The organism is Streptomyces sp. NPDC048671, assembly GCF_055587045.1.
In genome coordinates this window covers 51603-66805 of record NZ_JBVJHB010000020.1, presented here as the reverse complement: position 1 = coordinate 66805, position 15203 = coordinate 51603, and the positions used below count along the sequence as shown (strand labels likewise).

The 15203-nt window shown below is 69.3% G+C and carries 13 protein-coding genes and 1 tRNA gene; 11 read left to right on the top strand and 3 right to left on the bottom strand.

What is annotated here, in order from left to right:
• Positions 1-1261: 1261 nt before the first annotated feature.
• The 3 genes from ACZ6S6_RS32815 to ACZ6S6_RS32805 all read right to left on the bottom strand — a co-directional run bounded on the left by ACZ6S6_RS32815 (position 1262) and on the right by ACZ6S6_RS32805 (position 2900).
• On the bottom strand, positions 1262-1756 hold the full coding sequence (locus ACZ6S6_RS32815) for an SRPBCC family protein (RefSeq protein WP_362965647.1): 495 nt from the start codon (positions 1754-1756) through the stop codon (positions 1262-1264).
• An 84-nt stretch (positions 1757-1840) separates the two neighbouring features.
• A tRNA-Phe gene (locus tag ACZ6S6_RS32810) sits at positions 1841-1925 on the bottom strand.
• Positions 1926-1937: 12 nt separating this feature from the next.
• On the bottom strand, positions 1938-2900 hold the full coding sequence (locus tag ACZ6S6_RS32805) for a bifunctional lysylphosphatidylglycerol flippase/synthetase MprF (protein ID WP_362965661.1): 963 nt from the start codon (positions 2898-2900) through the stop codon (positions 1938-1940).
• 279 nt (positions 2901-3179) lie between these two features.
• Between ACZ6S6_RS32805 and ACZ6S6_RS32800 the strand changes: the two genes are divergently transcribed.
• Genes ACZ6S6_RS32800 through ACZ6S6_RS32750 form a run of 11 tightly spaced genes read left to right on the top strand, consistent with a single transcriptional unit; the run spans position 3180 to position 15198 of the window.
• On the top strand, positions 3180-4766 hold the full coding sequence (locus ACZ6S6_RS32800) for an aldehyde dehydrogenase family protein (protein ID WP_469708519.1): 1587 nt from the start codon (positions 3180-3182) through the stop codon (positions 4764-4766).
• Positions 4750-5886 carry an acyl-CoA dehydrogenase family protein gene (locus ACZ6S6_RS32795; RefSeq protein ID WP_362965644.1) on the top strand — a complete coding sequence of 379 codons (1137 nt, stop codon included), beginning with the start codon at positions 4750-4752 and terminating at the stop codon, positions 5884-5886. Before ACZ6S6_RS32800 ends, ACZ6S6_RS32795 begins: the two co-directional genes overlap by 17 nt.
• 9 nt (positions 5887-5895) lie before the next feature.
• Complete coding sequence (locus ACZ6S6_RS32790; RefSeq protein WP_362965643.1) at positions 5896-7173, top strand: aspartate aminotransferase family protein; 1278 nt, start codon at positions 5896-5898, stop codon at positions 7171-7173.
• Complete coding sequence (locus tag ACZ6S6_RS32785) at positions 7166-7681, top strand: type II toxin-antitoxin system RatA family toxin (RefSeq protein ID WP_362965642.1); 516 nt, start codon at positions 7166-7168, stop codon at positions 7679-7681. Before ACZ6S6_RS32790 ends, ACZ6S6_RS32785 begins: the two co-directional genes overlap by 8 nt.
• A gap of 13 nt (positions 7682-7694) precedes the next feature.
• Positions 7695-8171 (top strand): hypothetical protein, encoded by a 477-nt coding sequence (locus tag ACZ6S6_RS32780; RefSeq protein WP_362965640.1) that lies wholly within the window; start codon positions 7695-7697, stop codon positions 8169-8171.
• Positions 8172-8183: 12 nt separating this feature from the next.
• Positions 8184-9350 carry a flavin-containing monooxygenase gene (locus ACZ6S6_RS32775; protein ID WP_362965638.1) on the top strand — a complete coding sequence of 389 codons (1167 nt, stop codon included), beginning with the start codon at positions 8184-8186 and terminating at the stop codon, positions 9348-9350.
• On the top strand, positions 9350-10705 hold the full coding sequence (locus tag ACZ6S6_RS32770) for an NAD(P)/FAD-dependent oxidoreductase (RefSeq protein ID WP_469708516.1): 1356 nt from the start codon (positions 9350-9352) through the stop codon (positions 10703-10705). The genes ACZ6S6_RS32775 and ACZ6S6_RS32770 overlap by 1 nt, the downstream gene beginning before the upstream one ends.
• The gene (locus ACZ6S6_RS32765; RefSeq protein ID WP_469708514.1) at positions 10702-12075 is read left to right on the top strand and encodes a cytochrome P450; all 1374 of its coding nucleotides are present in this window, start codon (positions 10702-10704) and stop codon (positions 12073-12075) included. Before ACZ6S6_RS32770 ends, ACZ6S6_RS32765 begins: the two co-directional genes overlap by 4 nt.
• A 39-nt stretch (positions 12076-12114) precedes the next feature.
• The gene (locus ACZ6S6_RS32760) at positions 12115-13059 is read left to right on the top strand and encodes a diacylglycerol/lipid kinase family protein (protein ID WP_362965633.1); all 945 of its coding nucleotides are present in this window, start codon (positions 12115-12117) and stop codon (positions 13057-13059) included.
• A gap of 4 nt (positions 13060-13063) precedes the next feature.
• Positions 13064-13678 carry a flavin reductase family protein gene (locus ACZ6S6_RS32755; protein WP_469708512.1) on the top strand — a complete coding sequence of 205 codons (615 nt, stop codon included), beginning with the start codon at positions 13064-13066 and terminating at the stop codon, positions 13676-13678.
• Positions 13666-15198 carry an MmgE/PrpD family protein gene (locus ACZ6S6_RS32750; RefSeq protein ID WP_469708510.1) on the top strand — a complete coding sequence of 511 codons (1533 nt, stop codon included), beginning with the start codon at positions 13666-13668 and terminating at the stop codon, positions 15196-15198. Before ACZ6S6_RS32755 ends, ACZ6S6_RS32750 begins: the two co-directional genes overlap by 13 nt.
• Positions 15199-15203 lie beyond the last annotated feature (5 nt).

Here is a 15203-nt window from a genome sequence, read left to right as displayed (position 1 = left end):
CCCCCCCCCCCCCCCCCGGGGAGCACGTCTCCGAGTCCGGCGCGTCCTTCGCCCGGCTCGGCGGCCGGGAGTCCCAGGTTCGCCGCCCACACCGCGGCGAGCTGGGAGGCCATGCCGGCCGCCGACGCGCCGCCCAGGCGTCTGTACGAGGTGGGCGTGCGCATCGGACGTTCCGGGGCCGCGGTCCGCTCCAGCAGGATGCCGCCCGTCGGGGTGAACCGGCCGCGAGCACCTGTGTCCACCCAGGCGGTGCAGTCGGCCCCGGCACCGCCGCGGACCTCCAGGTGGAGCGCTCCGGTCAGGCCGGCCGGCAGGACCGCGCAGTCGGGCCCGTCGATGATCCGGGCCCCCGTCGCCCTGCCCCCGGCGAGGTCGGGCAGTGCCCGGACCAGTTCGGCGAGCGCTTCCGGCGATCGCAGGACCGCCGCGGGAGGCGCGAAGGAGATCGAGCTGACGGCTGTGGACGGATCTGCGACCACAGCGGTGAGCAGCGCACCGTAATAGGGCGCGAGCAGCGGCACCGACGCGGCGTCGGACGACTCCTCGGCGTAGCGGAGCACGACCTCCGCCGCCGACACGTCGACGGACAGCTCACACTCGGCCGCCAGGGGCCGGGGACTGTCCGCCGCGATTCCTGCGGAAGCGGGAGGGCAGGCGTCGTCGACCGTACGGAAGAAGAGCCGAGGCGGCGCCGTCCGGCTGACGCCGTGGGCATGCCGGCTGTGTGCGACGCGGTCGCTGAGTGCGATGTCCCCGCTCTCCGCTCCCGGTGCGGGCCGAGCGGCCTCCCGCACGACCAGGTCGAGGAACGATTCGTGTGGACGGTAGTCGCGGAGCAGCAGCAAGGGGCCGGACCCGTCCGGGGGACTGACACCCGTCGTCCTGGCGGACCGGTCGTGCGGTGAGGTGAGGACACCGACCTCGCGGCGCCCCGACCAGCGGGCGATCAGCACCTCGGCCGCGGCGAGCAGGACGATGGCAGGAGGTACCCCGCAGCGCTTCGCCAAGATCCCGGCCTCCGCCGGCACCGAGGGGTCCAGCGCGTGGCGCACGGTGGCGACGGGCGGCCGGCGGGCCGCGGGGGCCGACGGGCCGGAGACGGGGCGCGGTCGGCCCGGGTGCGGGCCGGCGTATTCGAGCATGTGGGGCTCCCTTCCGCCGAGCGCCGGGGCAGGGCAGCCCGACGGCCGAGCGTTCGCGGAACCGTGGGAGGGACACCGCGCGGTGATGACGGTGCCGTCCCACGAGGTCCTTCCGTCCTTCAGCTCTTCGGGAGATCAGCGGACCCCGGGGCGGAATCGGCGCGTCCGGCCGCGTAGTACTCGGCGACCTTTTTCGAGATGTTCGCCGCCGTGTTCCTGGCGGTAGTGCTCACGAACGGCTCCAGGGTCTTCTCCAGCGCTCTGCCCGCTATTCCGCCGGCGAGCTTGAACTCGATGGAGAACTCCACCGTGCAGTGGGACTCGTCGATGGCGGTGAATGCGAAGCGCGTGGACGAATCCATCCCGGATACCGAGCGGTAGAAGACGCGGACGTTTCGCTCCCACTCCGTCGTCCTGATGGTCGACTTCAGGGTGGAGGGGCCCACCTTGGCGACGGCCTCGAAGACCGAACCAAGGCCCTGGTCCGGATCCCCCACCGGCCGGTAGCTCGACATCCCGTGCCAGTACTGCGTGACATTTCGATAGTTGTCGAGATACTCGAAGGCGACGCCGACCGGAGCGTCGCAGGCAGCGACGAAACGGACTTCGGTCATAACGTGATCCGTTCTGCTCGATTCGAGAGGAGATGCGGCATTGCGGAGAGAGGACGCAGCGGTGGTGCGTCTGATGGGGCTGTGCGGAAGGGGCAGGATTCGAACCTGCGTGGGCGTGAACCCGACCGGGTTTCCCCGGACCTCGTTAGGCCGCTTCGAGTACCCTTCCCGGATTGTGCTGTCACAGGATGTTCGTCACACGTACAACACTCCACAGGGAGCGCATGGATATCCCGCCGTCGAAGGCGAAGTACTCGGGAAGAACAGCTGTCGGATGCCACTTCGACTTGTATTCCAGCTGGCTCTTCGCCGGATAGACCCGGTCACCGTGCTCCGCGATCAGCCTGACCATCCGTGAGGTGCCGCGGCTCGCGGTCGCGAGCCGGTGGCTGTCGTCCAGGCTGGTGAACGGGGTGAAACCGAAGTGCAGCCAGGGCGCGCCCAGTTCCCGCATTCGCTCGATGGCGTGCGCGTTGATCGCCTCCATGACGCCCGGTGGGCAGTCCGGAAGCCGCCGGCTCAGATCGTGCAGCCATCCCGGGGACGACCCGTACACGGGAGCGTACGAGACGTACGCGATCGCCGCGCCGTCGATTCTGCCGACGAAGAGCCTGCGCGACGACTGCCACGGTCCGCCGATCTCACCGATCAGAAACTTCAGCTCCTTGGTGTGCCTGCCTTTCTTCCGAAGCCATTGTGCATCGATGTCACCGATCTCTCCGGCCACCTTGTCGGCGTCCACCTCGGATATCTCCAGGCCGGCACGCATGGCGCGAGAGATCTTGTTCCGCAGGCGTACGAAGCGTTTTCCCCGTAGGGTGAAGTCTCTGAGGTCAACAGCGTAGGAAGCGCCGACCTGATTTACGGTGAGACCCAACTCGGCCATCAATTCGGCGTCCGCGCGCTGCAACTGCACGCCCACGATTCTGCGCCCGCTGCGGTGTGCGTGCTCCAGGAACCTGGACTGCAGTTCCTTCCGGCTCTCGGAGTCCGTGAACGGGCCGCCGAACTGTATCCAGCGCCGACCGTGCGGACGGTAGCAGACGAAGCCCTCCACGCCCGAGCAAGTGAAGTACTCATTACCGCTGTTGAGGGCAAGGAACGCGCTCGGGTTGTCCGCATACAGTTCAAGGGCGGACATCATCGACGCATTGCCCTCAGGATGGATCGAATCGGGCACCTTCATTCCCTGTCCCTACGTTCGGCGATTCGGTAGGAACGACGTTAGCGCCCTCCCCTGACGTCCGGCCTACGCCACTGTCCAACGCGCGTCAGGGAGGTTTCAGAGCCGCAGTCAATACTCCGATAACGCATCACTGACGTGGGCGGCTCACCTACACCGGGCTGTCATCGGAATCGAGATTGCGGGGTCACTTTGACAGCGAACGCTGAGGTCCATCGAATCCCCTCACTGAGCAGTTACGTGCGCGGAAAGGACGTGGAGAGCGGCCAGTGGGTGTACGTGCTCTCTCCCCGTGCGGTCCTGGACGACTCGTTCGCCAGCCTCAGCCTCAAGCGCAAGCTGGAGGCCGGCCGGCTCTCTCCCGACGAGGCTCCCGAGGGGGTCGTCGTCGGCCGGGTCGCCGTCGCGGAGAACGAGACCACGCAGGACGCGCTGGTCGCCGCGGCCGAGGCGGCCGCGATCTGGCGGACCGTACCGCTGTCGACCCGGTTCGACGGCTGGATGGAGCTGCTGCGCGGCGTCATTGACGAGCACGGTGACGAACTGGTCCGCCTCCTCACTCTGGAGGGACACCCACTGGAACTCGCGAAGTGGGAGATCTCGGGGATGCGCGAACTGGCCAGGAAGGAGACGGCGGAGTACCTGCGCCGGCAGATGTGGCAGGAGTTCTCCATCGACGGCCGACGCAACATCGTCCGCCGCCAGGCCGACGGGGTGGTCTGCATCACCCCGCCCGCGAACGCGCCCCTGGTCAGCGCTCTCCTGGGCACCATGTGCATCCCCGGGGGCAACGCGGCCGTCGTACGGGCACCGCGCACCGCCCCCTACGGAGTCACCTACACGCTGCGCAACCTGATCGCACCCATCCTGGAGGAGCTCGGGGCCCCGCCCGGCGTGCTCAACATCGTGTGCGGCCATCCAGGGCCGATGCTGGATGCCTGGATCAACAGCCCGCTGGTCGACGACATCCTGTACTTCGGTGACGTACCCAGCGGTCTCAAGCTGGAGCGCCGGTGTGTCGAGGCGGGCAAGAAGCCGATCCTCGAACTGGCGGGCAACGACGTCGTCCTGGTCTGGAAGGACGCCGACCTCGACCGGGCCTCCGACGCCCTGGTGGAGAGCTTCTACGGCTCCGGGCAGCTGTGCATGATTCCCAACCAGGCGCTCGCGCACCCGGACATCGCGGACGACCTGATCGCCCGCGTCACCGAGAAGGCTCAGGCGCTGCGCACCGGCTACCCGGACGAGGAAGGCGTGCTGCTCTCCCCGGTCCTGCGCCACGACAAGTTCAACCAGTTCCTGTCCGACGCCGTCGAGCGCGGCGCGACCGTCGTCACCGGCGGCCATGGCGTGCAGATCGACGGGACCAGGGACAGCTCAGGGTTCTTCCTGGAGCCCACGGTCCTGCGCATCGACGGTCTGCACGGCGCACGTGAGCTCGACGTGGTGAAGCACGAGACGTTCTTCCCGCTGCTGCCGGTCATCGTGCCCGAGCCGGCCGACGACGAGGTCCTGTTCGACAGCTTCGTCGACTTCGTCAACTCCAACATGTACGGGCTGAGGAACTCGCTGTGGGCGCGGGACGAGTCGGTGACGGACCGGTTCGTCGCGGAGACCGTCAAGGGCGGGCTGCTCAAGGTGAACGACTCGCACATAGCGTTCACCGCCCCGCTGCCCTCGCACGGGGGGACCGGCCTGACCGGCGGAGTCTTCGGTGAAGCCAACTACCCCGTGCTGCGGACCACGCACCTGCAGGGGGTCTCCATCATCGCGGACCGCTCCTCGCGGCCCTCACGGAAGGAAGAGCGCGATGCGAACTCTCGTTGAGGCACGTGAGGTCTGCGAGACCTATCTCCCCGGCCTGCTTGGCAAGCTCTCCGACATTCCGCTGGCCGACCTGGAGAAGCCCGGCAACAGCGGGCTGGAACTCTTCCGGGCGAGCGGCGGCCCGGCACTGGTCATTCCGAAGGCCTACTCGGGTTCCGGCGCCACACCGAAGGAGGCCATCCAGGTCACCCGCGCCATCGGGGCCGTCGCGCCGTCCCTGGCCGTGGCTTCCACCATGCACCACTTCTCGGTGGCGACCGTCTTCACGCTCGCGTCGAGCCTGAGTTCCAGCGGTCTCGAATGGGCACTGCTCGAAGGCATCGCCACACAGAATCTCCTGGTTTCCTCGGGGTTCGCCGAGGGCAACCCCGGTCAGGGCATCCTGTCGCCCACCGTCGGCGGCGTCCGCAAGGACGGCGGAGTCCTCGTCAACGGGTCCAAGCGTCCGTGCAGCATGTCGCGTTCCATGGACCTGCTGTCGGCCAGCCTGTCGGTACCCAAGGAGGGCGGGGGATCCGAGACGCTCCTGATGCTCCTGCCGTCGGAGACCCCAGGCGTGTCCGTGCACCCGTTCTGGCGCAGCAACGTACTGGCCGGCGCCGAGAGCGACGAGGTCCGGCTGACCGATGTCTTCGTCGACGACATGCTGCTCGTGCCCACGAAGGCAGGCGAGCAGGGCGAACTGGACGAGTTGCAGACCGTCGGGTTCATGTGGTTCGAGATGCTGATCACGTCCTGTTACCTGGGCATGGCCAGCGCTCTGGTCGAGCGGGCCTTCGCGAGCAAGAAGCTCGGCGCGCAGCTGGTGGCGGACCTCGGGGTGCGCATCGAGACCGCGGCCCAGCTCCTTGAGGGCATCGCCGGTCAGCTCGCCGCCAAGGAGGGCGACAACGCCGCGCTCACCAAGGCGATGATCGCGCGGTACGGCGCTCAGGAGGCGATTGTCGACGTCGCGAAGCGGGCTGTCGAGGCGCTCGGCGGCATGGCCTTCATCGGGTCGCCCGACGTCGCCTACTTTCTCGCCGCCTGCCAGTGCGTCAACTTTCATCCGCCGTCCCGGTCCAGTACGAGCGGTGCGCTGGCAGCGAACTTCTCCGGCGACGTCCTTCGGTTCGAATGAGGTCCGGACATGCATGAGCAAGCAGTGACAGACGACGAGCGTGTGTCGGCGGCCTACCGGCGCACCATGAGCTCGGGCCGGGCGCGCCTGGCCGACGTCCTGGGCGGCCAGATCGAGGTCGAGTCGTCCGGGGCATGGCTCACCACGAGCCGGGGCGAAAAATACCTCAACGTCGGCGGCTACGGGGTCTTCATCACGGGCGCCCGCCACCCCACCGTGGTGCGCGAGGTCGAGCGGCAGCTGCACACGCACCCGATCGGCACCCGCATCTTCCTCGATCCGGCTGCCGCACGAGCGGCCGAGCTGCTGACATCGGTGACGCCGCCGGGGCTTGAGCGCGTGCACTTCTCGGGATCGGGGACGGAAGCCGTCGAAGCGGCGATCAAGATCGCCCGTCTCAACGGGCGCCGCCGTCTGGTGTCCATGGTCGGCGGCTACCACGGCAAGACCATGGGCGCGCTCTCGGTGACCGCCAAAGAGACCTTCCAGGCGCCGTTCCGGCCTCTGCTGCCGGACGTCACCCACGTGCCGTTCGGCGACACCGCCGCGCTGGCCCGGACACTTCGGCAGCACCCCGACGAGGCGTGCGTGATCGTGGAACCGGTCCAGGGTGAGGGCGGGGTGGTGATCCCGCCGCCCGGCTACCTCCGCGAGGTGCGCGCGCTGTGCTCGGAGCACGGCGCACTGCTCGTGGTCGACGAGGTGCAGACGGGCCTCGGCCGGCTCGGCGAGTGGTGGGGCTGTGACGCCGAGGGTGTCCGCCCCGACATCCTGCTGTCCGGTAAGGCACTGGGCGGCGCGGTGATGCCGGTCGCCGCGACCATCGCGACCGACGAGGTCTTCTCGGTCCTGGACCGGGACCCGATCCTGCACACCTCGACCTTCTCGGCCGCGCCGATCGCCATGGCGGCGGTGTACGGCGCGATCCTGGCCATCCAGGAGGACGACCTGGTCGCCAGGGCCGCCGCACTCGGCACACGCCTGACGCCGGAGCTGGAGCGGATCATCGCCGCGCACCTGCCGCATCACCCCTACGAGGTGCGCGGAGCCGGTCTGCTCATCGGCATCGAGTTCGCCGACCCCGCGATGGCGGTGGAGCTGTTCATGGCCCTGGTCGCCAACCGCGTCGTCGCGAACCTCTCCCTCAACTCGGACCACGTGGTGCGGCTCACACCGCCGGCGACGCTCAACGAGTCCGAAGTGACCTTCCTTTTCGAACGGTTCGAGCGCGCGGCCAGGCAGGTCGGCGAGCGGAACCCCGAGTACGAGGTGCTGGCAGATGCGTAGTCTGGAATTGAAGTTGCAGTCCGCCGCCGACGCGGACTTCGCGTACGGGCGTATCGCCAAGTTCGAGAAGTACCCCGACTTCGTCGACGAGGTCCGCTCCGTCGTCGTGCACGAGCAGGCCGGGGACGAACCGCTCGTCAGCGAGTGGGACATCTTCTTCCGCAACGGCCCGCTGCGCTGGGCGGAGGTCGACTACTTCCAGCCCGAACAGCGCCGCATCGTCTTCGAGCAGACCAGCGGCGACTTCGATGTGTTCCGGGGCTCCTGGCGGGTGGAACCCCTCGACGGCGGCTGCGAGGTCACGTTCGAGGCGTCCTTCGACTTCGGGATTCCGAGCCTGGCGGGAGTCCTGGAACCGATCGCGACCAAGGTGCTCAAGGAAGCGATCGCGACCATCGTGTACCGGCTGCTCGGGGAGGCGCACGTCGTGGGCGACCCGGCGACCGCCATGGCGGTGATGGCGCGGCTCGGGGTCGAGCGCGAGCCCGACACCGCGCTGACGGCGTGACCGGGAGGCGACGATGGATCACCTGAACCGCTTCGAGAGCAGAGTGACCTTCCAACTCCTGCGGCTGGAGTACGGCGTCGCGCTCCTCGTGTGCTCGGCGCTGATGCTCCACCACCTCTCCGAGGTGCGCTGGTGGCCCGCGGTGCTGCTCTTCGTCTACATCGACCTGATCGGCTACCTGCCCGGAGCCATCGCGTTCCGCAGGGCCGGGGGCGGACGGATCCCCAAGGTCTACTACGTCCTCTACAACACGATGCACAGCTTCGCCACGCACGCCGTTCTGCTCGGCGTCTGGGCCGCGGTCGGCGGTTTCGAGTGGGCCTTCCTCGCCGTGCCGATCCACCTGTGCGGCGACCGCGCGATCTTCGGGAACTTCCTGAAGTCCTTCAGAGTGCGGTTCGAGCCGGTGCCCGTCCCCGCGTTCGTGGAGTTCGAGCAGCACGTCATCGCACATGACACAGCAGAAAATCCGATGCCCGAGCGCGTCTGAGGTGAGGAACTCATGTCCGACAGCAGTGAACGCCCGATCATCATCGGCGCGGGCCCGGGTGGCCTCGCGGTGGCCTGGACGCTGAAGGAAGCCGGCCTGAACCCAGTGCTTCTCGACAGGGCGGAGATCGCCTGCTCCAGCTGGCACTCGTACTATCCGTCGCTTCGGATGAACTCGTGGCGCCGGCTGAGTTCGCTGCCCGGTATGCGGCTCTCCCCGGAGTACGGCCCCTGGCCCATGCGCGACGACTTCCTCACCTACATGAAGAAGTACATCGAGGTCCTCGACCCCGATGTCCGTTGCGAGACGGAGGTCCACCGCGTGGACCGCGAGTCCGGACGCTGGGTCGTGCGCACATCGTCCGGGGACCTGCGGGCGAAGAACGTCGTCGTGGCCACCGGCCTGCATCGCAAGCCCTTCGTGCCGGACTGGCCCGGACTGGACACGTACGAGGGCGAGTTCCTGCACGCGAGGTCCTACACGGTCCCTGATCCATTTGTCGGAAAGGACGTCCTGGTCGTCGGTTGCGGGCCCACCGGCATCGATATCGCGGTCGCCGCCGCGAACGCCGGCGCTTCCCGTGTGCGGATGTCGATACGGAACATGCCGGTGCTCTTCAAACTCAGTGCGACCACCTCGCTGCTGTGCCAGGCCATCAAACACGGGCCGCTGCCGCACTGGCTGGTGAACCGGGTCAGCCTGCTGATGCACCGGATGCAGTGGGGCGATCTGTCGCCGTACGGCCTCGCCGCCCCCACCGAGGGCACCATGGCGGGCACCGCCCGCATCGGGCACTCCTACGGCGCCATCGACCGCGGTCTGATAGCCGCCGTCCGTGAGGGAACGATCCAGGTCGTCCCGGGTGTCCAGGGCTTCGACAAGAAGGCGGTGCTGCTCGAGGACGGCTCGGCCATCAAGCCGGAGGTCGTGATCGCGTCCACCGGACAACGGCCGGACATGGAAGGCCTCCTGGGGCACCTGAACGTCCTGTCGCAGCCTGGTGGGCGCCCGCTCGTCCACGGGGGCAGTGTCGCACCGCACGCGCCGGGCCTCTATTTCCAGGGCTACCGGCTGCCCCCCGGCCAGCTGCCCGACATGGCCGTCGACGCGCGGGCGATCGCCCGCGCCATCACCGGGACCCGGCGCTTCAGTGCCACCGGCGTGCTGCGAGGCCGGTGATGACCGGCTACGGGACACCGTGGGCTAGTAGCGGGGACACCATCACCCGGCCCCGCCTGAAGGGCACCCACCGCTGCGATGTCGCCGTCATCGGCGCCGGCCTGACCGGCCTGTCCACCGCCGTCGAGCTCCTCGAACTCGATCCGGACCTCGATGTCGTCCTGGTGGAGGCGGACCACGTGGCGGCGGGCGCGAGCGGCCGGGGTACGGGGCTGCTCGGGCCGAGGATCGGACCCCCGACGTCAGTGGCCCGCCGACGGTACGGCGACGATGTCGCACGAGCCTCCTACCTCTGGTCGGCCGCCGCCGTCCAGCACACCATGGATCTCGTGCGGCGCCTGCGCATCTCCTGTGACCTGATCCCGGGAACTCAGCTCGTCGTCGCCGTCGATGAGAAGGCCGCCGAGGACCAGTGGCGGGAGGCCGAGGCCGCCCGTGCCCTCGGCCTCCCGGTCCCACTGGTCGAGCAGGACGAACTGCCCCCCGTCGCGGCCCGGTACCGCAGTGGTCTGCGCCACGGACCGGCGGCCACACTGGACCCCGCGGCCCTCACCGAACAGCTGGCCAGGGCCGGTGAGCAGCGCGGCCTGAGGATCTTCGAGCGCAGCACGGTGCGCCGCATCCGGCGCGGCCTGCTCCTCTGCGTCGCCACCGACGACGGAGAAGTGATCGCTGACGACGTCGTCGTCGCGGTCAACGGATTCAGCTCCGCACCAGGAGCACCGACGGGCGTGATCGGCGTGAGCGTACAGGCCGGGGTGACAGAGAAACTGCCGCCCGAGGCCGTCGAAGCACTGGACGGACTGCTCACCGAGCCCCTGATCGAGCACGGCGAGCTGTCGCCGTACTTCAGGCTTGTTCCCGACGGCCGGGTCGTGGTCGGCGGGGGAGCGGTGCGACGAGGGCCCTTCGGGTCGCTCGCGCCCGCTCCCGGACGGCTCGGCGCGGCCGTACGGGCGCTGTCGCCGGCGCTGGCGGACGTGGAGATCGAGTCCTCGTGGGCAGGGCCCGTCGCCATGACGCGCGACGGCCTTCCGGTCATCGGCCACCACCCCGGCGACCCCCACCTGCACCACGCCGGAGGCTGCAACGGCCACGGCATCGCGGTCTCGGTCCAGCACGGCGCGCAGCTGGCGCGCTGGATCGTGAACGGTGCCATGGACGACCTGCCCTCCGCTCTTCCCTGGGTACGCCCGAAGGCGCCGTGGGTGCCCAGGGGGCGTCTGGTGGACCGGGCGCTCGACCGCTATCTGGCCCATCTGACCACCGCTGCCGAGCGGGCCCGCCCCCCGGACACGGGCCGATACGCGGGACCGGCCGGGCATCCACGCACGACGGACGGAGAGACACCATGAGCAGCGGCGGACGCGACAGCACGAGCGCCAACGAGCGCCTGAGGACATCGGCCTCGATCAGTCACGTGTCGATCGAGGGAGCGATGGACGGGATGCCGCCCGGACCGCCGGACTCGGTGCTCTGGCAGACGATCCGCTTCCGGCGCGGACGGCAGCACTATCTGCCGCAGATGCACGACCGCTACGGCGATATCGTCACCCTGCGCGTGGTGCCCGGCGGGCCGTTCGTCATCCTGCGCAACCCCGAGCACATCAAAGAGGTCTTCCGGGGCGCCCCCGAGGTCTTCCACGCGGGCGAGGGCAACTCCCTCCTGGTCCCGATCGTCGGCCGGCACTCGGTCCTGACCCTGGACGCGCCCGAACACAAGCCCGCGCGCAAGCGGATCATGCCTCCGTTCCACCACGATCGCATCGCTGCTCTGACGTCGACGATGCGGGAGATCGCTGAACAGGAGGCCCGCAGCTGGCCGGTCGGTGAACCCGTCAGACTCCTGGACCGTGCCTACGCGCTGACGCTGGAGATCATGGTGCGGGTCGTGTTCGGCGTCGACGACGCCCGGCGGGCCGCCGAACTCAGCCGCGCGCTGCGCCAGGTGTCCGACATCGGCCTGTCGGACATCCTGGTGTGGATCCGCCCCGAACTGGGCAGGGTGTGGCCCTGGCGCAACGTGGTGCGCAACCTGGAACACGCCGACGCGCTCATGTACAAGGAGATCGCCAGGCGCCGTCGGGACCCCGGTTCCTCCGACCGGACCGACGTACTGTCCATGCTGCTGGAGGACGAGCCGGACGACGAGGTCGTGCGCGACGAGGTGATGACGCTCCTCGTGGCGGGTCACGAGACGACAGCCGTGGCGCTGGCCTGGCTCTTCGAGCGCCTGTTGCGTCACCCGCAGGTCCTCGCGCGAGTGCGCGAGGGCATCGACGAGCCCAAGGACGCCTATCGGACCGCGGTGTTCAAGGAGGCGCTGCGGGTCCGGCCGGTGATTCACAACGTGGCCCGGCGCCTCACCGAGCCCATCGAGCTGGGGGGCTACCGGCTCTCGGCCGGCGTGGCGGTGCTGCCGTCCGTGGGCGCCGTGCAGTCCGATCCGCGTCTGTGGGGCGCCGACGCGAAGGACTTCCGTCCGGAGAGGTGGCTGGAGAGCACTCCTCCGCAGAACGCGTGGATCCCCTTCGGAGGTGGCGTACGCCGGTGCGTGGGAGCGATGTTCGCACAGGTGGAGGTCGAGACGGTGATGGCGGGAGTGCTGCGTGCGGTGGAGCTCGAAGCGGTCGACCCCGGCGATGAGGGCAGCGCCATGAACCACATCACGATGATCCCCAAGCAGGGCACCCGCGTCAGGGTCGTCCGCAGGCTCGCCCCGTAGGACAGGCAGTGATCCGGCACAGCCATGAGAGGTGGGAAGATGACACGACGTTTACAGGTTGCCGCGGTGGTCAATCCGGCGGCGGGGGGCGACGAGGGCCGTGTGGTGGCCGCCCTGGAGGCGGTCGGCACAGCCGACGTCCGGTCGGTCAGGACCACGGCGCCGGGCGACGCCGCTGATATCGCGTACAAGCTCGCCGTCGACGACGTACCGCCGGACCTCGTCGTGGGCGTCGGCGGAGACGGTACGGTCCACGAGGTGGTCACGGGCCTGTACCGGGCTGCTGAGTCCGCCAACGCGGCCGTTCCGCGGCTCCTGGTCGCGCCGGGTGGCACGGGCAACTCCGTGTACCGCGGTCTGTGGAACGACGAACCCTGGGAGACCGTGGCCGGCCAGGCGCTGTCCGGCGCCGCGGCCGCCCGCACGATCGACCTCGCCAAGATCGAGCAGAACGGCCACATGGTGGTCCTCGGCTCCGGAAGCGGACTGTTCGCCGCGACACTGCTTGCTGCCAGGAACCGCCCCGAGACGGGGCGGGACCTTCTGATGGCGGCCGCCCTGGCCGCCATGGCGACTCACGAACCGTATCCGGGGCGCGTGTCCGTCGACGGGAAAGTGCTCCACGACGGCGGCGTGATCGAGACGATCGTGGGTGGATTCCGCCATCGCGGGGGCTTGTTGAACCTGGTGCCGGAATCGGTCCTCGACGACGGGCTGCTGGACATCACGGTCGTGACATCGGCCGTCGACATGGACGTCTTCGCCTGGGCCGCGGTCCACGGCAATGTCTACGAGGTCCCCGGCATCGTGCGGGGGCGCGGCGAACGGATCACTGTCGAGCGCGTCGACGGGAAGCCGGTGCTGTACGAACACGATGGTGAGGTCATGCCGCAGACCACACCGTCCTACGACATCCATGTCGTCCCGGCGGCGCTGACCGTGCTGACCGCGGCCGACGCGCCCGCGTGGTTCAGGGAAGGGTGAAGCCATGGCCGGTGCCAGTTCTCCCGGACTGAGGGAGTCGGTGCTCGACGACACGTCGTGCCGTACGTACTTCCGTAAACTGGCGGCAGCGGTCGCCGTCGTGACCGCGTGCGGTGACTCGGGATGGTCGGGGACGACCGTGTCGACTCTGACGAGCGTGTCCATGTCTCCGCCCATCGTCCTGTGCTGTGTTTCCCACGGCTCCCGGACGGTCGCCGCGATCCGTCACGCCGGGTGCTTCGCCGTCCATCTTCTGGCCGACGACCAGCCCTACCTGGCGGACAGGTTCAGCCGGCCGCCCAGCGACAGTTCACGGTTCGAGGACCTGGGGCACGAGGTCGGGTTGATCCGGGGCGCCCCGGCGATCGCGGGCACGCTGTCGATCGGGTGGTGCGACCTCCACTCCCTCGAAGTGGTCGGCGACCACATCGTCGTGTACGGACGGCTCACCGCCGTACGGGTCGGTGAGGGAGAACCACTGCTCTGGCACGACCGCTCCTACCGAACGCTCCAGGAGCCGGCCGGCCTCGTCCAGGAGCCCGCCGATCCGATCGACAGCTCGGCACGAGCCGACTCGTCGCCGCCGCGTGACAGGGGAATCCGGCTATGGCGTCCATGACTTCCGCCGACATCACGTCAGGCACGCCCGAGGTGGCCGGCAGTCTGTCCAGCCGGCTCGCCGCGTGGGCGCGCACCGTGACGTACGACGACATACCCACGCACACCGTGGAGATGGCCGTCAGTCAGCTCATCTCCAATCTCGCCGCCGTCCGGGGTTCGTTGAACCACCCGGTCGGCAGAAAGCTCGTCCGGGCGTTCGGCGCTCCGGGCCAGCCGGACCCCGGACGATCGGCGTATGTCCTCGCCGCGCTGGCGACGGCGCTGGACTTCGACGAGGTGGCCTACTCCGGACACGTGTCGGCCGGGGCGGTGAACGTGGCGATCGCGGAGGCGCGACGCAACGGGCTCGACGGGAAGTCCCTGCTGGCCACGATCGTCACCGCCAACGAGTGCGCGGCAAGGATCTCGGCGGCAACCATTCTCAGCCCCTTCTTCCGCGGCCAGACGAACACGCACTGCCACCTCGCGAGCGCGGCGGCGGCCCGGCTGCACGCCCGGCGCGCGCCCCTGCGGGAGTGGACCGCGGGGCTGGGCATGGCGTTCGGCATCCTGGCCGTGCCGCTTCACCACGGAGTCGTGACCAGCGATGTCAAGGCACTCGGGGCCGCGGCCCCGGTCCGGCTGGCACTCGACGCGTGCGACGCGGCGGCGCACGGGATGGAAGGGCCGGAAAGTATCCTTGAACACCCCGAAGGGCTGCTGGCGCAGCTGTCGGTGGTGCCGCTCCCGGAAGCGGTGACGGCGGGGCTGGGGCGCCGGTGGCACACCGACACCCTGACGTACAAGCGCTTCCCGGGCAGTGCCTACCTGCACGCTGCCTTCGACTGCGCCGAGCGCGTGCACCGCCGGATGGGCGCGCTCGACGCGGCGCGTGTCCGAAGGATCGTCATCCACGGGTCGCTGCTGACCTGGCAGATGGAACGCAAGGTCATCCCTGTTCTCGACGGCCCGCGCACCAGTGTCTCGGCCGCGACCCTGTCCGTCGGTTACGGCGTTGCCACGCTGCTGATGACGGGAGCTTTCGGGGTGGGGGACCTCACGGAGAGTGCGATCGCCGACGAGGCGCGCTGGTCGCTGGCGGGCAGGGTCACGGTCGAGCACGACATGGAACTGTCGGTACGGATGGCACAGGCCACTTCCCCGCTGGGGGAGGCGTTGCGTCTCGCGGGCGACCGCGCCCTGGAGTGGCCCGAGCTGATGGCGTGGGGCGACGAGGTGCGGGACATCCTGGCCGGACTGGGCGGACAGGAGGAGACGCTGGAGAACGCGACGATGGCCATCGGCGCGCGGATCGAGGTCGAACTGTCCGACGGCACCACGGTGACCGAGCGGTGCGACGCGTTCATCGGATCGGCGGGCCCGGCGACGCGGCGGTTCCACCGGTCCATAGTGTGCGACAAGTTCCGTGCCGTCGGTGGTGCGCAGGACGTGCTGTCCGAACTGGAGCGCATAGACGTGCTCGACCCGTCCCGGACGGCCCGAGCGCTGAGCCGTGCGGTGAGCGTCGACCAGGACTGACCGGC